Consider the following 22,957-nt stretch of genomic DNA (forward strand, 5'->3'; position numbering starts at 1 on the left):
ATTGCGTCACCCCTAAGGGTGACCGCCAGAGCGCCGCCGCCTGCGTTTCTCTTTCCAAATCAACAATGTCAAAGACCTGGGCCGGAGCCCTAGACCGCCTCGGAAGTCCCGGGAGCGGCCCCCGCCGGTGCGTTGCGCTGCGGCGGAGGCGGCTATCTAGACTACCCTACGGAGATGTCAAACAGGTTTTTCACGTAACGTTGGTTTAAATGCATTTTGCCTCGGGAACATCGCTCCCCTGGCCTTCACGAACCAGGCGCGGGCGTCCCCTAAACCCAGGAACCGCCCCTAGAACATCGCCCGCCCGCTGAAGCTCAGCTTGTAGGCCTTCTGATGCCTTGTGGCCTCCACCCCGCCCTTGACCGCGAAATAGGACAGAGCCGAGCCCGCCTTGACCCCGAAGTCGAGCGTCAGCGCGCCCTGGCGGTTGTCGATCGAACTGATCGTGAAGCTGGAGCCGCCGCCGGTGAACGCCGCCACCGTCTCGCCGATGTCGCCCGCCAGGGTCTGGCGATAGCCGACCCGAACCTCGGGCTCGAACCACACCCCGTCGGCGTTCTCGTAGCGCTTGCCATAGGCCACGCCGAGATTGGCCGACAGGTTGTCGAACGAGCGCGCCTGGATGACCTGGTCGAAGCCGTCGCCGCCGCCGTACTGCTCCTGCTTGCTCTCGTAGAGATAGGTGTAGTCCAGCCGCGCTTCGGGCCGCAGATAGGCCTTGCCGAAGTCCTGGCGGTAGGCGACCCCGCCGAAGGCGTAGCCGGTCAGGCCGTACCAGGCCGAGCGGTTCTTGAGGTAGACGTCGGCCTCGCCGTCGCTGTCGACGTCCTCGGAGATGAACACCCGCCGGCCCTTGAAGCGGCCGCCGCCGCCTCCCCCGCCGAGATTGAACCGCCACCCGCCGACCGAGCGGCGCCAGTAGACGCCGGTCTGGCCGAACATGCCGCTGTTCTGCTCGCCGACCTTGGCGGCGGTGTCCTTGGACTGCAGATTGACCAGAGACAGGGTGACGCCCAGCGCCCCGCCCGCGTCGCCCATGGCCTCGTAGCCGGCCACGAAGCCCACCGCATAGGTGTCCGAGCCCAGGGTGTCGCCGTCGTCGATCCGCACCAGGGCGTTGACTTCCTGCACCCAGACGCTGTCGGGACCATAGCGGTCGCCGGCGTCGGGCCGGTCGGCCGTGGCCTCGCCGATCTGCTGGTTGATCGAGGTCAGGGCGCGGAACGCCCCCACCCCGGTGTCGGGCAGCATCTGGTTGTAGAGATTGTAGAATCCGTCGCGCGTGTACTGCACGAGGAAGGCGTCGGCGATGGTCGAGTCCGCCCCCAGGGCACCGAACACCGCGTCATAGGCCGAGGCCTGGCCGCTGCTCATCCCCGCCTCGGCGGCGGTGCGGCGGCGCACGTCCAGATAGACGCTGTTGTCCTCGGCATAGGCGCTGGCGACATAGAGATAGGGCGCCTGCGAGACGCTGCTGGCCAGGGTTCCCGCCGTCAGGGTGTCGGCGGTCAGCACCGTATAGGTGGTCGGCTCGGTCAGCAGGCTGGTCAGGCGCACGCCGATCGTCGCGCCGCTGGCGATGGTCGCCGTGCCCACCGTGAACGAGGTGTTCTCGCCGGTCGTCGGGTTGGCGGTGATGTAGAGCTCGGATTCCGAGCCCAGGTTCAGGCTCTTGACCGCGATGGTGTCGGTGTTGGTCACCGTCAGGCGGCCGTCGCCGATGGTCAGCGAGCCCAGGCCGTCCGGGTCGATCAGGTCGCCATAGGCGGTGGCCCCGCCGTCGATGTTGAGGACGTCGTCGCCCTCGCCGAACGACATCGCCCCGATCAGGTAGCCGGCGTAGATGTTGAGCGTGTCGTCGCCCGAACCGAACAGCACGTCGCCATAGATGTAGGGCGTGATCGTGGTGGCCGTGGTCGTGGTCAGGGTCACCGAGGTGGTGCCGGCCACCGAGCCGCTGTTCGAGGTGGCGGCCGTCTGGGTCAGGGTCACGCCGGTGGTGTTGGCCGTCAGGTCGAAGGCGATGGCCGAGCCGGTGGCCGTGGTCGTCACCGTGTCGCCCGCCGTGGTCACGGTCGGGGCCACCACCGCGGCGTAGATGTGGCCGCTGTTGGTGATCGAGGTCAGGGTCCCCGACTCGTCGAGCACCGCCACCGCATCGCCGCTCTCGCCGGTGCGGGTCACCGCGATCGTGCCGGTGTTGTTGAGGCTGCTGAGCGTGGCGCCGGAATCGACGACCAGGCCGTAGGCGGTCGCCGTCGTGCCGGACTCCGCGTAGGAATAGGAACTGGCGCTGATCGAGCCGCGATTGAACAGCGTCTCGACGTCGGCGCCGGACTTCAGGTGGATCGCCGTCGAGTCGGCCTCGTAGGACGACGAGGTGATCGAGCCGTCCAGGCGGATGCCGCCGGCAAGGGTGGTGGCGTAGCCGGCGTCGCCGCCGATCTGCAGGGCCGTGGACGTCACCCCGTCATAGATGCCCGCCGCCGAGATCGAGCCCTTGATGATCAGGGCGTAGGCGTCGGCGTCCGTGCCGACCGCCCCGATGGTGACGTCCTGGGTGTCCGAGCCGATCAGCAGGGCCGGCGCCTCGCCCTGCACCGAGATCGAGCCCGTGCCGGTCGAGGAATAGCTGGTGGTCACCGTGGTGGTCGTGGTGCCGTCGACGGTCACCGTGCTGTCGGAGCCGGTCAGGATGATGCCGCCGGCCACGTCAGCCGAGACCACCACGGCCGAGCCGCCCTGCAGCAGGTTGTCGGCGTAGGAGGTGATCTTGGCCAGGGTCGAGGTCGCGCTGGCCCGGCTGGTGTAGCGATAGCCGGTGGCGTTGACGCTGCCCTCGATCGACAGCGCGCCCGAGACGGCGGAATCCACCGACAGGCCCACCGAGTTCTCGCCCTGCACACTGATCGAGCCCGACTGGGTGACGTTGCCGGTCACCCCGCCCGAGATCTTGATGCCGGTGCTGTCGTCGCCGACGATCGAGATCGAGCCGCTGTTGATCAGGTTCCCGATCAGCGGGGACTCCAGCAGGATCCCGTAGGAGTCGTTGCCCTCGATGGTGATCGTGCCGCTGTTGGTGACGTCGCCGGTGAAGGCGTCCGTCCCCTTCAGATAGATGCCGTAGCGGCCAGAGCCCTCGGCGAAGGCGCCGTGGACGATGCTGGAGGTCGTGGTGGCCGAATAGTCCTCGGTCAGCGAGATCGTGCCGTCGTTGGTCACCGTGCCGGTGTTGCCGCCCAGCACGAGGATGCCGATGGAGTCGGAGACGTCTTCGGAGCTCAGCGTGCCGTTGTTGGTGACGGTGTTGCTGCTGTCGAGCGTGACGATCGCGCCGGAGGTCGACAGGGTGATGGCGCCGGCCGTCGTGATCTTGACGTCGTCGGCCGTGCCGTCGCTCGCCGTCGAGGTGGCGACGGGCGTGGTGCGGGAGTCGCTGCTGATCGTCTTCTCGGCGTGCGCCACGGGGCCGATCGCAAGCAGCGGCGCGGTCGCCACGGTCGCGATCAAGGTCAGTCTCTTCATGACGCGTCTCCTGTATGAGCGCGTCGATAGGGACCGTGTGCAGCGAGACGATGGCCCCGGATTTGCGGCGAAGCTACGAGAACCGCGTTCTCTGCAAGGATCGGCCGATCCTTGCAAGACTTGGTCATGAGCACGCCATCTCGAGGGGTTTTCTTGCAGTGCTCGCGCCCCCGGAGCCCCCTCCCCCACTCCCGCCGGCGGCGCCCCAGTCCGCGAACTGGCGACGATGGAGAGCGATTGATGTCGACCCGACTGGCCCTGAAGTGCGAGGCCTGCGGCGGCCCCGCCGTGCTGACCCTCCAGCAGGACGTGCTCGACCTGCTCAGCAGCAAGGTCTCCGTGAACAAGCCCTGCCCGGCCTGCGGCGGCGCCCTCAGCTCGCCCGGCGGCTACTACCGCAAGAACGCCGAGGGCGTGCTGGTCCGCCTGGCCGCCTACAGCCCGCCGTCCGCAGCGATCAACTGAGGCGGCCGCCGGTGCGCCTCAGGCGACACTTCCTGACGGTCTGCGAGGGAAGCCGCGACAAGTGACACAACTGTAAATTGCCTAATGGCTCCGGGGCGCCTAAGCCTATGCGGTCTGCTTCGGAGTACTCGCGAATGATCCGCCCCGCCGCCGTGTCCGCCTTCGCGGCCCTGGCCGTCGCCACCACCGCCCTGACCCCGATTTCGGCCGCCCAAGCCGCCTCGCCCGCCGAGCCGGCGGCCGCGACTTCGGCGTCGAAGGCGAACATCGCCGTTCCGCCGATCGTCTATCGCGAGCGCACCCTGCCCAACGGCCTGAAGGTCTACACCTCGCGCGACGTGACCACGCCCAACGTCACGGTCCAGGTCTGGTACGGCGTCGGCAGCAAGGACGACCCGATCGGCCGCTCGGGCTTCGCGCACCTCTTCGAACACCTGATGTTCAAATCGACGCGCAACATGCCCAACGAGATGCTCGACCGCCTGACCGAGGACGTGGGCGGCTTCAACAACGCCTCCACCGCCGACGACTTCACCAACTATTTCGAGGTCGTGCCGGCCAACCACCTGCAGCGCCTGCTGTGGGCCGAGGCCGACCGCCTGGGCTCGCTGGTCATCGACGAGGCGGTGTTCAAGTCCGAGCGCGACGTGGTCAAGGAAGAGCTGCGCCAGCGCGTGCTGGCCAATCCCTACGGCCGCTTCTTCATCAACATCCCGCGCGCCTCGTACGCCGTGCACCCCTACCAGCGCCCGGGCATCGGCTCGATCGAGGAGCTGGACGCGGCCACGGTGGACGACGTGCGCGCCTTCCACGCCGCCTACTACCGGCCCGACAACGCCGCCCTGATCGTGGTCGGCAATTTCGACGACGCGCAGCTAGACGCCTGGATCGACCAGTATTTCGGCCCGCTGAAGACCCCGGCCGCGCCGATCAAGGCGGTCACCGCGGTCGAGCCGCCGCGCGCTGGTCCCAAGACCGTCACCACCTACGGCCCCAACGTGCCGCTGCCGGCGGTGGCGATCACCTGGCTGGCCCCGCCGGCCGCCGATCCCGACGTTCCGGCCCTGGCCGTGCTCGACGCCATCCTGTCGGCCGGCAAGTCCTCGCGCCTCTATGACAGCCTGGTCTACGATCAGAAGATCGCCCAATCGACCTTCTCGGCCGCGCCCGACAGCGCCCAGCAGGGCCTGTTCTACGTCGGCGCGATCATGGCCGGCGGCAAGACCGCCCAGCAGGGCGAGGCCTCGCTGCTGGCCCAGGTCGCCCGCCTGCGCGACGCCCCGCCCACCGCCGCCGAACTGGCCGAGGCCAAGGCCGGCCTGCTGGCCGGCGCCGTGCGCGAGCGCGAAACCATCGACGGCCGGGCCTCGGCGCTCGGCTACGCCCTGCGCACCGAAGGCGACGCCGGCCGCGCCAACACCGATCTTTCCGCCCTGCAGGCGGTGACCGCCGCCGACGTCCAGCGGGTCGCCCAGAAGTACCTGGCCGCCGACCGCCGCACCGTCATTCGCTACCTGCCGGAAAGCGCCAGGCCCAAGGGCGAGGCCGATCCCTTCCCGGCTCCGCCCAAGGTGGCCTCGGTCGGCTATGACGGCCCGGTCACCACCCTGGCGCCCGAGGCCGAGCGCATCGCCCCGCCCGCCCCCGGCCAGCCGGTCTCGCCGGTGCTGCCGACGCCGGTCGAGAAGGTGCTGGCCAATGGCCTGCGCGTCATCGTCGCCAAGTCCAGCGACCTGCCGCTGGTCACCGCCGACCTCACCGTCAAGGGCGGCTCCAGCGCCGATCCCAAGGGCCTGGCCGGCGTCTCGGCCCTGACCGCCGAGCTGCTGACCGAAGGCGCCGGCGCCCGCACCGCCACCCAGATCGCCCAGGCGACCGAGGCCCTGGGCGCCGACCTTTCGGCCGGCTCGGGCTGGGAAAGCTCGTCCCTGACCCTCAGCGTCATCTCCGACAAGGCCGCCGAGGGCCTGGCGATCATGGCCGACGTCGCCGAGAAGCCGGCCTTCAAGGCCGAGGAGCTCGACCGCGTGCGGGCCGAGGCGCTGGACGGCCTGTCGGTGACCTACCAGCGTCCCGGCGGCGTGGCGGGCTTCGCCGTCGCCCCGGTGATCTACGCCGGCTCGGCCTATGGCCACGTGGCCGGCGGCACGCCCGGCTCGCTGCCCAGGATCACCCGCGAGGCCCTGGTGCGCACCCACGCCGCCTACTGGCGCCCCGACAACGCGGTGCTGGTGCTGACCGGCGACCTGACGCCCGAGCAGGGCTTCGCCCTGGCTGAAAAGGCGTTCGGCGGCTGGGCCAACCCCTCCGGTCCCGCCCCGGCGCCCGCCCCCGGCCCGACCGCCTATGCGCCGCGTGACGTCGTCATCGACCTGCCGGGCACCGGTCAGGCGGCCGTGGTGGTGGCCAAGCCGGCCATCCTGCGCTCGGATCCGCGCTACTACGCGGGCCTGGTGGCCAACGGCGTGCTGGGCGGCGGCTATTCGGCCCGCCTGAACCAGGAGATTCGCATCAAGCGCGGCCTCTCCTACGGCGCCGGCTCCAGCCTGACGCCGCGCGCGGCCTCGGGCGGCTTCTCGGCCACGGTGCAGACCAAGAACGAGTCCGCCGGCCAGGTGGTCGAGCTGATCAAGGGCGAACTCACCCGCCTGGGAACCGAGCCGGCCTCGCCGGCCGAGCTGCAGGCCCGCAAGTCGGTGCTGATCGGCGACTTCGGCCGCGACCTGGGCACGTCCGGGGGCCTGGCCGACATCCTCGGAAGCCTGGCCGTCTACGGCGTGCCGCTGAACGAGATCCAGGCCTATACCGACAAGGTCTCGGCGGTCAGCGCGAGCGACGTCCAGGCCTTCTCGAAGGCCGAGCTCGACCCGGCCAAGGCCAGCGTCATCGTGGTCGGCGACGCCAAGGCCATGGGCGACGGCGTCAAGGCCGCCGCCCCCAAGGCCGTCACGATCCCGATCGACAAGCTCGACCTCGACAGCCCGACCCTGACCAAGACCCCCGCCAAGGGCAAGTAAGCGTGCCCGCGCCCTCGAAAGCAGCCGGACGCTAGGCCATGCTGTGGCTGTTGTGCGTCCTCGCCGACCCCGCCGTCTCGACCCAGGCCGCTCAGGCCCAGGCCGTGACGGCGCAGGCCGTCGACGAGGCGCCGGTCGCTCTGGACGGCGTCGAGGTCACCGCCCGGCGGGGCGCGGCCTTGATGCCGCCAGAGTACGAACTAAGCCCCGACCAGATCGACGCCCTGGCCCTCGACGACATCAGCCAGGTCGTCAACGAAGTGAACAAGCGCTTCGGCGGCGGCTCGGCGCCGGTGATCATCGTCAACGGCCAGCGGGTGTCGGACGCAGAGGCCTTCACCGGCTTCCCGCCCGACGCCCTGGCCCGGATCGAGGTGCTTCCGCCCTCGGCCGGGGCGGCCTACGGCGCCGGCGGCGATCCCTCGCGACGGGTCGTCAACATCGTCCTGCAGAAGTCGTTCGCCAGCCGCGACGGACTGTTGACGGCCGCCGGGCCGACCGCCGGCGAAACCACCAACCTGTCGGGCGACCTGCGTCGAGGGCGCATCCAGGACCTCAACACCAGCCGCATCGGCGTGCGGGTGGCGACCGACACCTCGCTGCGCGCCGACGAGCGGCCGGACTATCTGGCCGACAACCCCGAAAGCGCCGAGGCCACCCTGCGTCCGCGGACGCGGCGGATCGGCGCCGACCTCTCGCGCACCGGCGGCGTCGGCAAGTGGCGCGGCTCGGTGCGCGCCATGCTCCAGGCCAGCGAGAGCAGCTTCACCTCCGACACCGGCGGAACCGTGGTTCTGAACCGCTCGGAAAGCCGCAGCGCCAATCTCGTCGGCGGGCTGGGCGGCCAGGCGGCCGGTTGGCAGATCCGCTCGACCGTGACGGGCCTCGTCTCGCACACCGAATCCTCGGGCCTCAGCGACGCCCGCAGCGACAACCGCTCGGCCAACCTGCTCCTGGCGGCCAACCGCACGCTCCTGACCCTGCCGGCCGGCCAGCTCACGACCGACCTTTCCGGCCGCTTTTCGGCGACCCACGCGCAGACCCGAAGCCAGAGCCAGGGCATCGACCGCTCGACCTCCAGCAGCGGCCAGGATCTCGACGGTTCCGTTTCGATCCCGCTGCTCAGCTCGGCCATGACCATCGACCGGCCCGGCCCGCATATCGGCGACGTCAGCCTGCGGCTGTCGGCGGGCCTGCGCCACGCCGATTCCGGCCGCGGCGACAATCTTGGCGCCAACCTCTTCTGGACGCCGGTCCGCAAGCTGAACCTGTCGGGCGCCTGGTCGCGCGCCGCCGACATGCCCAGCGAGGATCAGCGGTTCGCGCCGACGCTCTACGGCAGCCCGATCGTGGTGTTCGACTTCCGCACCGGCCAGTCGGTCGAGGTCCTGCCCCTGACCGGCGGCAATCCCGACCTCCAGGCCGCCAAGCGCGAGACCGTCACTTTCGGCGTCTCGGCCGGTCCCTACAGCCGCTGGAACCTGTTCGGCGGCCTCAACTACCAGCACAGCGAGGCGACCGACGGCATCGGCTCCCTGCCCACGCCCACCGCCGACGTCGAGGCCGCCTTCCCCGAGCGCTTCCAGCGCGACGCCGACGGCCGGCTGGTCAGCATCGACCAGCGGCCGATCAACATCGCCTCGGCGACTTCCAGCTCGCTGACCTCGAACCTCACCTTCAACATCCCGCTCGGCCCACCCGCCCCGCCCGGCGCCCTGCCGTCCGTCGGCCCGGTGCAGGTGTCGCTGACCCACACGGTGCGGCTGGACGACGAGACGGTGATCCGCGCCGGCCTGCCGCGGATGGACCGTCTGGCCGGCGACGGCGGCGGTACGCCCCGCCAGGATTTCGGCCTCGCCCTCAGCACCCGTCGTGGCCCCTGGAGCGTCAACGCCGGCGCCACCTGGCGCAGCGCCTACCGCATCCGCGCCGAAAGCGGCCAGGACGGAGACGGCGACCTGAAGGTGGCCGCCTTCGGCACGATCAACGCCCGCCTCAGCTATCTGGTCAATCGCAAGGCCGCCCCCACCCCGCCCGGAGCCTCGTCCGGCGGCCCCGCGGCCATCGCGGCGCGCCGCAATCGCGGCTTCACCCTCAGCCTCGACGTCGACAACCTGCTCGACGCCCGCCCCCGCGCGCGCCTGGGCGACGGCCGCCCCGCCCCCGGCTACGGCCGCGACGACCGCGACCCGATCGGCCGCATGGTCCGCATCGGGCTGGCCAGCAGGTTCTAGGGTCTGCCTGACGATCCTGCCCCCCCCATTCTCCGTCCTTCCCCGCCTTCGCGGGGATTTGACGGTGGAGAGGAGATCCAGGAGGTCCGCTCGCCCCCGTCGCGCCCGAACCGTCAAGCCGCGCGCCGCATTTGACCGGCCGCGCGAGGCGGCCCACAGTCGCGTCGCTGGACAGGACATGAGGGCGCGATGACGTCGTTTCTGCTTCGGATCTGCATGCCAGCGCCGCGCGCGCGCCGCCTGACCGTGTCGCCCTCCGCCTGACGGGGCCGCGCGATGCCCCAGCACGGCGAGCAGATCGGACCCGTCCCGGACTGGCTGCCGCACGAGCGGCCGATGATGCCCGGCTCGCCCTCGACGCCCGCCTTCCCGACCCACTTCCGCGTCATCCACGGCCTTATCAGCCTGCTGATCGGGATCACCGGCTCGCTGGGCACGGCGCTGGTTTCGGTCAACCTACCAGCCATCCAGGGCTCGCTGGGCCTCAGCCCCGTCCAGGGCGCCTGGCTGACCACCATCTACGTGATGACCAACATCTCGATGAACCTCTTGCTGGTGAAGTACCGCCAGCAGTTCGGCATCCGCCGGTTCGCCCTGGTGTTCCTGACCCTCTACACCGTCACCGCCTTCGCCCACCTGCTGCTCGACAACTTCGCCATGGCCCTGCTGCTGCGAGCGATCAGCGGGGTCGGCGCGGCGGCGCTCACCGCCCTGGCCATGTTCTACATGCTGCAGGCCTTTCCGGCCTCGTTCCGGATGGGGGCGCTGGTGCTGGGCGTCGGCGTCTCGCAGCTGGGCGCGCCCCTGGCCCGGCTGATCTCCACGGGCCTGCTCGACGCGGCCTACTGGCACGGGCTCTATGCGCTCGAAGCTTGCCTCGCCGCCGCGTGCCTGGCCGCCGTCACCCTGTTCCGCCTGCCCCAGGGGGTGCGCATCCACGTCTTCGAGGGCATGGACATCCTCACCTTCGGCCTGCTGGGCGGAGGCCTTGGCCTGCTGGTCGCGGTGCTGGGCCTGGGCCGCATCGTCTGGTGGTTCGAGGCCCCGTGGCTGGGCTGGTGCCTGGCCGCAGCCGTGATCCTGCTGGTCGCCGGCGCCCTGGTCGAGCACGGCCGCACCCACCCGCTGATCGACACCCGCTGGGTGGCCACCGGCGCCTTCCTGCGCTTCTGCCTCAACGTCGCCCTGGTGCGGGTCATCCTCTCCGAGCAGAGCGTCGGCGCCGCCGGCCTGATGCAGGCCCTGGGCCTGGCCCAGGAGCAGCAGCGCCTGCTCTACGGCGTGGTGCTGGCCGCCACCGCCGCCGGCATCGTCACCAGCGCCATGACCCTCAACCAGAAGACCCTGGCGCCGCAGTTCCTGGGCTCGATCCTGCTGATCGCCATGGGCTCGTTCCTCGACGCCCAGGCCACCGTCCAGACCGCCCCGGCCAACCTCTTCGTCAGCCAGGCCCTGCTGGCCTTCGCCGCGGCCATGTTCCTGGGCCCGTCCTTCATGTTCGGCATCGGCCAGCTGCTGACCCGGGGCCTGGGCTCGATCATCACCTTCTCGGTGATGTTCGGGGTGGCCCAGAACCTCGGCGGCCTGTTCGGCGCGTCGATGCTGGGCACCTTGCAGACCGTCCGCGCCCAGTCGCACGCAGTGGGCCTGGCCGAGCGCCTGACCGGAACCGACCCGACCGTCGCCGCCACCCTGCAGGCCTATGCCGGGGTCTACGCCCCCACCCAGGCCGACCCGGCCTTCCGCGCCGCCGACGCCAGCGCCCTGCTGACCCAGCAGCTGACCCAGCAAGCCAACGTGCTGGCCTTCAACGACGTGTTCCTGGTGGTCGGCGTCATCGCCCTGCTGCAGTTCGCCTACGCCGGCTTCCTGTTCTTCCTCCTGGCCCGACGCATGGCGGCCTCGCCGCCCGCCCCCGCGCCAGCCGCCCCGTCCCGAGAGACCGCATGACCGACGCGCCCTCGCCGCCGCCCTCCGCACCCCAGTCCGCGCCCCAGCCGGAGGACCGCGCCGCCGCGGCCGCTCCGCCGCCGGCCCGGCCCAAGCCGCCCAGCGCCCGGGCCATCGTGCTGACGGCCCTGGGCACACTGGTCGTCGTTCTGCTGATCCTCTTCCTGTGGAAGCTGCCGCCCTTCGCCGGCTCGGTGCAGCGCACCGACAACGCCTATGTCCGTGGCCAGGTGACCACCATCGCGCCCCAGCTCAGCGGCTACGTGGTCAAGGTCATGGCCCAGGACTTCCAGACCGTGCGCGCCGGCCAGCCGCTGTTCGAGGTCGACCAGCGGATCTACGCCCAGCGCCTCGACCAGGCCCGCGCCACCCTGGCCGCCCGCGAGGCGGACCTCGCCAACTCCGTCCAGGCCCGCGCCTCGCGCGAAGCCACGGTCCTCAGCCGCGCCGCCGACATCCGTTCGGCCCAGGCCCAGGTCGAGCGGGCCCGCGCCGACATGGCCCGCGTCGCGGATCTCGCCACCGACGGCTCGGTGTCGCTGCGCGAGCGCGACCAGGCCCGGGCGGCCCTGCGCGCCGCCGAGGCCACGCTCGCGTCCGCCCAGGCCGGCCACGAGATCGCCCGCCAGGACGTCCGCTCGGTCGGCGTCTCGCGCCAGGGCCTGGAGGCCGCCGTCGCCGCCGCCCGCGCCGCCCTGCGCCTGGCCGAGATCGACATGGCCAACACCATCGTCACCGCCCCCACCGACGGTCAGCTGGGCCAGGTGGGGGTGCGGCGCGGCCAGTACGTCACCGCCGGCAGCCAGCTGGTGGCCCTGGTGCCGCCGCAGCGCTGGGTGATCGCCAACTTCAAGGAGCGCCAGTCGGGCCGCATGCGGCCGGGCCAGACGGCGGCCGTCACCGTCGACGCCCTGGGCGACCAGCGCTTCACCGGCAAGGTCGAGCAGGTCTCGCCGGCCACCGGCTCGGAGTTCAGCATCCTCCCGGCCCAGAACGCGACCGGCAACTTCACCAAGATCGCCCAGCGCCTGCCGGTGCGCATCGTGCTCGACGCCAACCAGCCGGACGTCGCCCGCCTGCGCCCTGGCATGTCGGTCGAGGCCGAGGTCGACGTGGCCACGCCCAAGCAGAATGGGGGCCGCCGCTGATGGCGCGCCGCCTTCTCCTCGCGGGCCTGTCTCTGGCCGGCCTGCTGGCCGCCTGCGCGACACCCGGTCCGAAGACCGCGCCGCCGCCTGAAACCGCCCTCGTCCCGCCCGCCGGCTGGCGCGCCCCCTCCGAAACCAGCGCCGACGCCCTGGCCGCCGACTGGTGGAAGGCGTTCGGCGACCCGCGCCTGTCCGACCTGGTCGCCGTCGCCCTGGCCCGCAACGCCGATCTGGGCGCGGCCGAGGCCCGGGTGCGCGAAGCCGAGGCCCAGAGCCGCATGGCCCATGCGGCCCTGCTGCCCTCGCTCAACCTGACGGCCGGCGCCCAGAAGGAGCGCACCTTCAACGCCTTCGGGATCGCGACCACCAGCACCGCCGTCCAGTCCGAGGCGCAGATCGCCTACGAGGTCGATCTGTGGGGCCGCATCCGGGCCAGCGACGCCGCCGGCCGCGCCAGCCTGCAGGCCAGCCGCGACGCCCGCGACGCCGCCCGCCTGTCGGTGGCCGCCGCCGTCGCCCGGTCCTATGTCGCCCTCGTCTCGCTGGACGCCCAACTGGCCACCGCCCGCGCCACCCTGACCTCGCGCCAGGAAGCCGCCGCCCGCGCCCGCCGCCGGGCCGGCGAGGGCGTCACCTCCGACCTCGAACTGCGCCAGGCGCAAGGCGAGCTGGAATCCGCCGTCCAGCGCGTCCCGGCCCTGGAGCTGGCCGTCCGCCGGCAGGAGAACGCCCTGACCCTGCTGGTCGGCGACGTCCCCGGCGCGGTGACGCGCGGAAGCCTCGACGCCCTGAGCATCCCCCAACCGGCCGCGCCCCTGCCCTCGGCCCTGCTGGCCCGCCGACCCGACATCGCCCAGGCCGAGGCGACCCTGGCCGCCGCCGACGCCAGCCTGGCCGCCGCCCGCGCCGCCTTCCTGCCCCAGGTGCGGCTGTCGGCCGCCGGCGGCGGGCTGCATGTCGAGCCCCTCGACTCGATCGCCATCTGGAGCCTGGGGGCCAGCGTCCTGGCGCCGATCTTCGACGGCGGCCGCCTGCGGGCCCAGTCCGACGCGGCCACGGCTCGTCGCGACCAGGCCGCCTTCGCCTATCGCAAGGCCGCCCTCACCGCCTTCGGCGAGGTCGAGAGCGCCCTGGAGGGAACCGGCCGGCTGGCGCAGCAGGAAGAGGCCGCCGTGCGCCAGCGCGCCGCCGCCGCCTCTGCCCTCGACCACGCCCGCCGCCGCTACCGGGCCGGCTATGTGTCCTATCTGGAGGAGCTGGACGCCCAGCGCGGCCTGCTGGCCGTCGATCTCGGCCTCGCCCAGGTGCGCGAAGCCCGCCTCCAGAACGCCATCGCCCTCTACCAGGCCCTGGGCGGCGGCTGGACGGTCGGCGAGGGGCGGTAGGGGGACTCCACCTCATCCCCTCCCCCCGCCGTCATCCCGGCCGGAGCGAAGCGGAGAGCCGGGACCCAGGGGCCGCCGCACTGCGCTTGGCCCCTGGGTCCCGGATAAGCCCTGCGGGCTTTCCGGGATGACGAGCAGATTGCGGGCCTGGCGCCCGAAGCTCCCCCGGAAGGATCGTCAACGCCTCCCGCTCCACCCCAGCGAGATTCCGCAGATCGGATAGGCGCTGGCGGCATGACCCCGTTCGTGCGCGCAAGATCAAACATCGTTATCCGGGGCGCCAGCCGGATGATCAGGCCAATTGGTAAACCGCCGTTCGGCGCCGCGAAATGAAGCGGCGCGCCGCTTAGCGGCCATGTAACAGCCTCGCAACGCCCCCTGCCCATTGCCGAACCCAGTGGCCTGCCCGACGCTCATCCTCGGCATAGCCACTGTTCAGTCTTGTATTCGCGTTCAACAATAAGAACACATCCAGGGCGGGACCCCACGGAGGAACCATCAATCATGCGTTGATTATGCGAAGAGGGGGCTACAATGCATAATAATCTCAAGAATAACTTGATCGCCGGAATCTCGACTCTGTCGATTGCTCTCTGCACCACCACTGTCGCGCTGGCCGCGGAACCGGCCCCCGCGGCGGATTCCGTCGAACTCGACACCGTCATCGTCACCGGCACGCGCCAGACCGGCCTGCGGGTCGCCGACAGCCCCGCGCCCGTGCAGGTGGTCGACACCGCCACCCTCGAGCGCACCGGCCAGGTCGACCTGCGCCTGGGCCTGGCCAATCTGGTCCCGTCCTTCAACGCCCAGGCGTTCGGCGGCGACACGGCCAACCTCACCCTTTCGGCTCGCCTGCGCGGCCTGTCGCCCAACCAGGCGCTGGTGCTGATCAACGGCAAGCGCCGCCACACCACGGCCAATTTCGCGGTGCTGTCGGGCCCCTACCAGGGCGCCGCCTCCGCCGACCTCGGCTTCATCCCGATGTCCTCGATCGGTCGCATCGAAGTGCTGACCGACGGCGCCGCCGCCCAGTACGGCACCGACGCCATCGCCGGCGTCGTCAACATCATCCTCAAGAAGGCCAATTCCGGCGGCGTGGTCTCGGCCACGGGCGGCGAGTACTTCGACGGCGGCGGCAAGACCGCCTCGTTCTCGGCCAACCTCGGCACGACGCCGACCGAGAACAGCTATCTGAACCTCACCGTCGAGAGCAAATACCACGGCTTCTCCAACCGCGGCCTGCCCGACCAGCGCGTCTACAACACCGCCAGCCCCAGCTATTCGACCGCCAACAACGCCGTCGAAAGCCAGATCTCGGGCTATCCGAACCTGAACCTGATCTCGGGCGACGCCGAATACCGGATGCACGTCCTGGCCTTCAACGCCGGGGTCGAGCTGCCCGAGGACTTCGAGGTCTATTCGTTCGGCACCTACGGCCACAAGGACGCCTCGGCCTACGAGAACTACCGCCGCTACAACCGCGTGCAGGGCAAGATGGGCGCGGCCGACCGGCCGTTCCCCAACGGCTTCAGCCCGCGCGAGCGGATCATCGAAGACGACTACGCCATGACCCTGGGCCTCAGCGGCAAGGTTCTGGGCTGGGATCTGGACGTGTCGTCCACCTACGGCCTCGACGACATCGAGGTGCGGGTCGAGGACTCGGCCAACGCCAGCCTCTATGCCGACACCTCGACGACCACGACCAAGGGCTTCACCCCCACCTCGTTCCACGCCGGCAGCTGGCGCACCACCCAGTGGACCAACAACATCGACCTGCGCCACGACTTCGAGGTCGGCCTGGCCACGCCGCTGAACGTCGCCCTGGGCGTCGAGCAGCGTCGCGACACCTACGCCATCGGGGCCGGCGACGCGGCCTCGACCTACAAGGAAGGCTCGCAGTCCTATCCCGGCTTCTCCAAGACCGACGCCGGCGGCCACAGCCGCACCAGCTGGGCGCTCTACACCGACCTGGCGGTCTCGCCGATCGAGCCGTGGAAGGTCGACGTGGCCCTGCGCTACGAGGACTTCAGCGACTTCGGCGACACCACGGTCGGCAAGCTGACCAGCCGCTATGATTTCAACCCGATGTTCGCCGTCCGCGGCACGCTCAGCACCGGCTTCCGCGCCCCGACCCTGGCGGAATCCTACTACTCGGCCACCAACGTCTCGCCGACCAGCGCCTTCGTGCAGCTGGCGCCGAACTCGGCGGCGGCCGCCCTGCTGGGCATCTCCAAGCTGAAGCCCGAGAAGTCGACCAACTACAGCCTCGGCGTGGTGGCCCACCCGCTGCCCAAGCTGACGGCCACGATCGACTTCTACCGCATCAAGCTCGAAGACCGGATCTTCGGCTCCAGCTCGATCTACGGCATCCGCAACGGCGTGGTGGTCAACGCCAACGTCAACGCCGCGATCGCCGCCAACGGCAACGTGCTGGACAGCACCGTCACCAGCACCGGCATCAACATCTTCTCGAACGGCCTCGACACCCGCACCCAGGGCGTCGACGTGGTGCTGTCCTACCCGACCAGCCTGGGCGACTACGGCCGCATCGACTGGACGCTGAGCGGCAACTTCAACGAGACCAAGATCACCAAGGTCAAGGCCGCCCCGGCCGCCCTGGCCACCACCAGCACGGCCTTCCCGAGCGGCCAGGTGCTGTTCGCCGGCAACGCCGCCTCGCTGCTCGAGACCGCCTCGCCCAAGTACAAGATCGGTCTGAACGGCCTCTACAGCTTCGGCCCCGTCACGGTCAGCCTGACCGAGACCTTCTACGGCAAGGCCTCGGCCCTGGCCGATCCCGGCACCGGCCCGCTGCTGATGACCGTGGTCAGCGCCACGGCGATCACCGACCTGGAGGTCTCCTACAAGTTCCCGGTCGGGGTCACGGCGGCGATCGGCGCCAACAACCTGTTCAACGAGTATCCCGACAAGTACTCGGCCGCCTTCCAGTCGGCCTGCGTCGCCTCCGGCGGCGGCTGCGTCACCCAGTATCCGTCCTTCTCGCCCTTCGGCATCAACGGCGGCTACTACTACGGACGCCTGACCTACACGTTCTAAACGCTGGCTAAGCGCCGGAAATTCCAGCGCTATGGGGAGCCGGGCCCAGTGTCCGGCTCCCTTCGTTTCGGCCTTCGATTCCGCCGCCGCACGCCCTTCGCCCAGACTTCGCTCATGCGCACGCACAGGCGCCCAAGGGCTCGGCACAACGGCGTTCCTCGACAGGTCGAAGGCTCCTCGCGCGGCAAATGGATTGCCCCCGCGAGACGGTGATTTCGAGATGGACCCCACCGCCGCGGCATCGATCGGCGGAACAAGAAAGCAGGGCGGGCATATGGACGGAGTTCTGACGCGTCGTCGGTTTTTCGAAGGCTTGGCGGCCTATGGAGGCGTATCGCTGGCCATGGCCGGCATGGACGCCCTGGGCTACGGCTTCGCCTCGGCGCAGGCGGCCCCGCCCCCGCTGGAAGGCGGCGGCAAGGGGATCAAGGTGGTGGTGCTGGGCGCGGGCCTGGCCGGCCTGACCGCCGCCTACGAACTGACCAAGCACGGCTATGAGGTGCAGGTGCTGGAGGCCCGGGGCTTCGCCGGCGGCCGCTGCCAGAGCGCCCGGGGCGGCTTCCGCCACGTCGATCTCAACGGCAACGACCAGACCTGCCAGTTCGACGAGGGGCTCTACATCAACCATGGCCCGTGGCGGATCCCGTACCACCACCGCTCGACCCTGCACTACACCAAGCTGTTCGGCGTGCCGCTGGAGAGCTTCGTCAACGACAACGACGCCGCCTATGTCTATTTCGAGAAGGGCGAGGGTCCGCTGAAGGGCAAGCCCGTCCGCAAGGGCGAGATCGCCGCCGACGCCCGCGGCCACGCCGCCGAACTGATCGCCAAGGTCGCCGCCAAGGGCGGGCTGGACAGCGCGATGACCGCCGAGGACCGCGACCTCTTCGTCGCCTACATGGTCAACGAGGGCCGGCTGTCGCCCACCGACTTCGCCTATACCGGCACGGACGGCCGCGGCTTCGACGTCCATCCCGGCGCCGGCGTCTCGCCCGGTCCGGGCAAGCCCTCGACCCCGCGCAGCATGGCCGACGTGCTGCACTCGGGCGCCTGGCGCACCCTGACCTCCGTCGCCGGCTACGAACAGCAGCGCACCATGCTGCAGCCGATCGGCGGCATGGACCAGATCGCCAAGGCCTTCGAGCGCAAGGTCGGCGGCCTGATCCGCTATTCCAGCGTCGTCGAGACCATCCGCCAGGACGCCAAGGGCGTGAAGATCGGCTACCGCGACGCCTTCGGCGAGAAGGACGAGATCAGCGCCGACTACTGCATCTGCACCATCCCGCTCAGCGTGCTGCGCGGCGTCGACCTGCAGGCCTCAAAGCCGTTCAAGGCGGCGATGGAGGGCGTGGCCTACGCCCCGGTCAACAAGATCGGCCTGCAGATGAAGCGCCGCTTCTGGGAAGAGGACCACTTCATCTACGGCGGCCACATCTACAACGACATGCCCGGCATCGGCACGATCAGCCTGCCCTCGACCGGCTGGCAGTCGCAGAAGGGCGTGCTGCTGGGCTACTATTCGTTCGGCGGCGAAGCGGCCAAGATCAGCGCCAAGAGCCCGGCCGACCGCGCCGCCTTCGCCGTGGCCGCCGGCCAGAAGGTGTTCCCCGAATACGCCGACAGCTTCGAGAACGCCTTCTCGTTCTGCTGGCACCTGGCCGAGTTCAATCTCGGCGGCTGGGCCGAGTGGAGCGAAGACGGCCGCAAGAGCGCCTATCCGGTGCTGTGCGAGCCCGACGGCCGCCTCTACCTGGCCGGCGAGCACCTCAGCTATCTTGGCGGCTGGCAGGCCGGGGCCATCGAGTCGGCCTGGCAGCAGATCGGCAAGCTGCACGCCCGCGTCCGCGCCGCCTGACCACCGCACTTCTGATCCTCGGGGAGACTTGATGCTTCGCAACGCCATCATCGCCGCCCTGGCCGCCGCTCCGCTGGCCTTGGGCGCGTCCGCCGCCCTCGCCGCGCCGCCGACCGGCCAGAGCCTCTACGCCGACAACTGCTCGGCCTGCCACCAGGTCACCGGCAAGGGGGTCAAGGGCGCGTTCCCGGCCCTGGCCGGCGCGCCGATCGTCCAGGGCGACGGCAAGCTCATGGCCGCCGTCGTGATCAACGGCCGGGCCGGCATGCCCTCGTTCAAGGACGACCTGTCCGACGCCGAGCTGACCGGCATCCTCAACTACGTGCGCGGCGCCTGGGGCAACAAGGGCAAGCCCGTCAGCTTCGCCGACATCTCCAGCGTCCGCGCCCAGTCGAACGCCAAGGCCAAGGCCCGCGGCCTGCAGGCCCACTGAGTTCCGAAAAGACAAACCAGGAGACGCCCATGAAACGCCTCGCCCTCGCCCTGCTCGGCGCCGCCGCCTTCGCCGCTCCGCTCGCGGCTAACGCCCAGGGGATCGTCCGCGGCGGCGACCCCAAGTCGGCCATCGCCAGCGTCGTCACTGTGCCGGCCGGCTACGACACCATCTATGTCAGCGGCATGACCCCGCCGGTCGTCGACGCCAACGCCACGGGCGTGGCCAAGTTCGGCGACACCAAGACCCAGACCATCGGCGTCATCAAGCGCCTGGAAGAGGCCCTCAAGAGCCAGGGCGCGACCCTGTCGGACGTGGTCATGATGCGCGTCCTGCTGGTCGGCGACCCGGCCAAGGACGGCAAGATGGACTTCGCCGGCATGATGGAAGGCTACAAGACCTTCTTCGGCACCGCCGAACAGCCCAACAAGCCCTCCCGCATCACCAGCCAGGTCTCGGCCCTCGTCGCCGACGGCATGCTGGTCGAGATCGAAGTCCAGGCGGCCCGCCCGCCGAAGAAGTAAGGAGAATCCCTCTCTCTGAGAGAGGGAGGGGCCCGCCGCGCAGCGGTGGGAGGGCGAGAGGTTTCACCGCCAGCCGGCGAACCCCGATCCCTTCCACCGCGGGCCTCAGGTGCGCACGCCCCCGTGCGGGTTTTGAGTCCCTCTCTCATGGAGAGAGGGAGGGACCCGCGCCGTAGGCGTGGGAGGGTGAGTGGGTAGGCGAAGCCCTTGGACTATCTTGGCGCTGTTGCGGGCGAAGTGCCGGCACGCCGGCTGAAGATGTAACCACTCACCCTCCCATCGCGTAGCGATGGGCCCCTCCCTCTCTCTAAGAGAGAGGGCGCGCCGCATCTGATGTCCGCAACGGGTGGCGAGCGGACGTTCAGAGGCTTGTCGCCGTTCGCCGAAGCCGGCGCGGTTGAAGAGGGGCGGGGCGATGGCGACAGGAAAGACAGTGAGGAACTAGATCGGCTCGAGCATGTCGGCGAGCGCCAGCACCGCCGTCCACGTCCGCCCCGTGATCCGCGTGCCGAGGGTCTTCTCGACCAGGCTGGTGGTCAGTTTCGAGCCGCCGAGGCCGTCGGGATAGATCGCATAGATCTGGCGGCTTTCGGCCCGCGCCTGCTCGGTCCCGCGGATCGCCGCGCGCAGGGCGCCCATGGCCTTCTTGTCGGGGGTGTCCTTGCAGAACAGGGTCATCAGCCAGCCCGGATCGGCCGCCGCGAAGTCCGGGAACGGGTTGGCCGCGACCAGGGCCCGCCAGGCCTCGGCGGTGCGGACATAGACATCGGTGCGCAGGCCCAGGCGCGCCATCAGCTCGGTTTCGATCTGGGTCTGAAGTTCCGCGCCGGTGCGCTCGCCGCTCTCGAACAGCAGGTCGCCGACCTTGGGGCCCATGCGGACTTCGGTGTGGCCGAGATCGGTCAGCAGGCCGGTCAGCTCGTCGGCGGTGATCAGACGACCGCCGGCGGCGTTGACGCCGCGCAGCAGGGCGATGTGGAGGGACATGGTCGGGCCTTTCGAACGAGGCGGCTGTTTAAGCCCTGGGCGGGCCGCCGTTGCGGGGGATTTGAGGCCGGCGCTTCGTACGCCGGGTCCGGCGGACCTTTCGCCATGAAATGACGGACGCAACGCAAGGTCCGTCGCCCTTGGCGAAGACCCTGGCCGTGGATGGGCGGCCCCCTCACCCGTCGTTGGCGTGCTTGATCAGGTTGTCGCGCACCTTCGTGACCGTCTTCTGCACCTGGGCGAACTCCTCCGGCGCCAGGCCCGTGGCCTTGACCAGGGTCTTCTGGCCGCCCTTCTCGCGCAAAGCCCGCCCGGCTTCCGTCAGGCTGACGATCACCTGGCGCTCGTCGGCCGGGTCGCGGCGGCGGGTCAGATAGCCCAGGCTCTCCAGCTTCTTGAGGATCGGGGTCAGGGTGTTGGACTCCAGGAACAGCTTGTCGCCCAGGCTCTTGACGCTCTGGCCGTCCTCCTCCCACAGCGCCACGATGATGATCCACTGGGTGTAGGTCACGCCCAGGTCGTCGAGGATCGGCTTGTAGGCCCGGCCATAGGCCAGGTTGGCCGAATAGACCGCGAAGCACAGGAAATCGGCGAGGCGCGGAGCCTTCTTCTCGGCGGTGTCGGGCGTCGTCATGGCGGCCTTCTGGAAGCGGGATCGGATCGGACGTCGCGAATATAAATCGGATCCGATTAAATCGGAAGGTTGACACGCGCTCGAACTCGGATTTATGAGATCGGTACCGATTACATCGGATCCGATTGAAAAGGAAAAACGCCATGACCACCCCGATCGACACCGTCCTCTACACCGGGATCACCCACGTCACCGGCGGCCGCGACGGCGCGGCCCGCAGCACCGACGGCAAGCTCGACGTGCGCCTGTCGCGCCCTGGCAGCGCCGGTCCCGGGACCAATCCCGAGCAACTGTTCGCCGCCGGCTGGTCGGCCTGCTTCATCGGCGCTCTCGGCCTGGCCGCCCACGCCCAAGGCGTCGCCCTGCCGGCCGACGTGGCGATCGACGCCGAGGTCGACCTGGCCAAGGCCGGCGAAGGCTTTGTCCTGCGCGCCCGCCTCAATGTCAGCCTGCCGGGCCTCCCCGCCGACACCGCCCGCGCCCTGGTCGAGGCCGCCCACCAGACCTGCCCCTACTCCAAGGCCGTGCGCGGCAACATCGACGTCGAGCTGAACCTGATCTGACCCGGCCGGCGGGCCGATCCCCCTCCCCCGTCCCATCGGCCCGCCTCGCCGCTTCCAGCCGGTCCAAATCGCGATCATCGCCGCCAATCCCCGTCCGCCCGTCCGCGCCACTCTCACCGCGCAACCGGAGAGCCCACCATGACCGCCTCGCCCGCCATCGATCTTCGCCGTCGCCGCCTGTTCCAGGCCGCCGCCGTCCTGGGCGGGGCCGCCGCCCTCACCGCCCTGGCCGCCTCTTCCGCCCGCGCCGCGACCACCGCCCAGCCCAGCTGGACCCTGCGCCAGGTCGAGGCCGGAGACCTCGTCGTCGGCTATGCCGAGCAGGGCCCCGCCGACGGCGCGCCGGTGATCCTGCTGCACGGCTGGCCCTACGACATCCACGCCTTCGCCGAAGTGGCCCCGATCCTGGCGGCGGCCGGCAAGCGGGTGATCGTCCCGCACCTGCGCGGCTACGGCTCCACCCGCTTCCGTTCCGACGCGACGCCCCGCAACGGCCAGCAGGCCGCCCTGGCGGCCGACGTCATCGCCCTGATGGACGCGCTGAACATCCCGAAAGCCGTGATCGCCGGCTTCGACTGGGGCGCGCGCACCGCCGACATCGTCGCGGCCCTGTGGCCCGAGCGCTGCCAGGCCCTCGTCAGCGTCAGCGGCTACCTGATCGGCAGCCAGCAGGCCAACGCCGCCCCGCTGCCGCCCCAGGCCGAGCTCTCCTGGTGGTACCAGTTCTATTTCGCCACCGAGCGCGGCGCGAAGGGCTACGCCCAGAACACCGACGCCTTCGCCAAACTGATCTGGCAGACCGCCTCGCCGAAGTGGGCCTTCGACGACGCGACCTTCGCCCGCTCGGCCGCCTCGCTGGCCAATCCCGACCACGTGGCCATCACCATCCACAACTACCGCTGGCGGCTGGGCCTGGCGCAGGGCGAGGCCCGCTTCGACGCCATGGAGGCCAAGCTCGCCCAGGCCCCGGTGATCACCGTCCCGACCATCACGATGGAGGGCGACGCCAACGCCGCGCCGCATCCCGCGCCCGCCGCCTACGCCGGCAAGTTCAAGGGCCGCTACGAGCACCGCCTGATCGGCGGCGGCGTCGGCCACAACCTGCCGCAGGAAGCGCCCCAGGCCTTCGCCAAGGCCGTCCTCGACGTCGCCCGCTGGGCCTGACGCCTACCGGAGAAAG

Annotated in this window: 15 protein-coding genes and 1 pseudogene; 13 read left to right on the forward strand and 3 right to left on the reverse strand. The window is 70.4% G+C overall.

What is annotated here, in order from left to right; translation table 11 throughout:
* Positions 1-288 precede the first annotated feature (288 nt).
* A complete protein-coding gene (locus tag AC07NS_RS25605) occupies positions 289-3,525 on the reverse strand; it encodes an autotransporter domain-containing protein (RefSeq protein ID WP_494607936.1) in 3,237 nt (1,078 codons plus the stop codon).
* A 240-nt stretch (positions 3,526-3,765) separates the two neighbouring features.
* On the opposite strand from AC07NS_RS25605, the gene AC07NS_RS25610 reads away from it, so the two are divergent.
* From AC07NS_RS25610 to AC07NS_RS25660, 11 genes and pseudogenes are all read left to right on the forward strand, one after another.
* Positions 3,766-3,990 carry a hypothetical protein gene (locus AC07NS_RS25610; RefSeq protein ID WP_494607938.1) on the forward strand — a complete coding sequence of 75 codons (225 nt, stop codon included), beginning with the start codon at positions 3,766-3,768 and terminating at the stop codon, positions 3,988-3,990.
* A 134-nt stretch (positions 3,991-4,124) separates the two neighbouring features.
* Positions 4,125-7,007, forward strand: coding sequence for a M16 family metallopeptidase (locus AC07NS_RS25615; RefSeq protein ID WP_494607940.1), 2,883 nt, complete (start codon positions 4,125-4,127; stop codon positions 7,005-7,007).
* 38 nt (positions 7,008-7,045) lie between these two features.
* Positions 7,046-9,241 (forward strand): TonB-dependent receptor, encoded by a 2,196-nt coding sequence (locus tag AC07NS_RS25620; protein WP_494607942.1) that lies wholly within the window; start codon positions 7,046-7,048, stop codon positions 9,239-9,241.
* A 276-nt stretch (positions 9,242-9,517) separates the two neighbouring features.
* On the forward strand, positions 9,518-11,191 hold the full coding sequence (locus AC07NS_RS25625) for an MFS transporter (protein ID WP_494607944.1): 1,674 nt from the start codon (positions 9,518-9,520) through the stop codon (positions 11,189-11,191).
* Entirely contained in the window at positions 11,188-12,339 is a 1,152-nt protein-coding gene (locus AC07NS_RS25630) for an HlyD family secretion protein (protein ID WP_494607946.1), read from the forward strand. The genes AC07NS_RS25625 and AC07NS_RS25630 overlap by 4 nt, the downstream gene beginning before the upstream one ends.
* Positions 12,339-13,724 carry an efflux transporter outer membrane subunit gene (locus AC07NS_RS25635; RefSeq protein WP_494607948.1) on the forward strand — a complete coding sequence of 462 codons (1,386 nt, stop codon included), beginning with the start codon at positions 12,339-12,341 and terminating at the stop codon, positions 13,722-13,724. The genes AC07NS_RS25630 and AC07NS_RS25635 overlap by 1 nt, the downstream gene beginning before the upstream one ends.
* Positions 13,725-13,756: 32 nt before the next feature.
* Positions 13,757-13,829 (forward strand): annotated as a pseudogene (locus AC07NS_RS25640) (hypothetical protein); the annotation flags it as partial.
* A gap of 453 nt (positions 13,830-14,282) precedes the next feature.
* Entirely contained in the window at positions 14,283-16,781 is a 2,499-nt protein-coding gene (locus AC07NS_RS25645; RefSeq protein WP_494607950.1) for a TonB-dependent receptor plug domain-containing protein, read from the forward strand.
* Positions 16,782-17,055: 274 nt separating this feature from the next.
* The gene (locus AC07NS_RS25650; RefSeq protein WP_494607952.1) at positions 17,056-18,636 is read left to right on the forward strand and encodes a flavin monoamine oxidase family protein; all 1,581 of its coding nucleotides are present in this window, start codon (positions 17,056-17,058) and stop codon (positions 18,634-18,636) included.
* Positions 18,637-18,667: 31 nt separating this feature from the next.
* Entirely contained in the window at positions 18,668-19,069 is a 402-nt protein-coding gene (locus AC07NS_RS25655; protein WP_110118707.1) for a c-type cytochrome, read from the forward strand.
* A gap of 29 nt (positions 19,070-19,098) precedes the next feature.
* A complete protein-coding gene (locus tag AC07NS_RS25660) occupies positions 19,099-19,593 on the forward strand; it encodes a RidA family protein (protein WP_494607954.1) in 495 nt (164 codons plus the stop codon).
* Positions 19,594-20,034: 441 nt separating this feature from the next.
* Here the strand turns inward: AC07NS_RS25660 and AC07NS_RS25665 are convergent, their stop codons facing one another.
* Together AC07NS_RS25665 and AC07NS_RS25670 are read right to left on the reverse strand one after the other, a co-directional pair.
* The gene (locus AC07NS_RS25665) at positions 20,035-20,580 is read right to left on the reverse strand and encodes a DUF1697 domain-containing protein (RefSeq protein ID WP_494607956.1); all 546 of its coding nucleotides are present in this window, start codon (positions 20,578-20,580) and stop codon (positions 20,035-20,037) included.
* A 175-nt stretch (positions 20,581-20,755) separates the two neighbouring features.
* A complete protein-coding gene (locus AC07NS_RS25670) occupies positions 20,756-21,214 on the reverse strand; it encodes a MarR family winged helix-turn-helix transcriptional regulator (protein ID WP_494607959.1) in 459 nt (152 codons plus the stop codon).
* Positions 21,215-21,357: 143 nt separating this feature from the next.
* Here AC07NS_RS25670 and AC07NS_RS25675 point away from each other — a divergent pair, with 143 nt between their 5' ends.
* A complete protein-coding gene (locus tag AC07NS_RS25675) occupies positions 21,358-21,777 on the forward strand; it encodes an organic hydroperoxide resistance protein (protein ID WP_494607960.1) in 420 nt (139 codons plus the stop codon).
* A 138-nt stretch (positions 21,778-21,915) separates the two neighbouring features.
* Positions 21,916-22,941, forward strand: a complete 1,026-nt coding sequence (locus AC07NS_RS25680; RefSeq protein WP_494607962.1) for an alpha/beta fold hydrolase — start codon at positions 21,916-21,918, stop codon at positions 22,939-22,941.
* Positions 22,942-22,957: the final 16 nt, after the last annotated feature.

This window comes from Caulobacter sp. GW821-FHT10A10 (assembly GCF_059415745.1).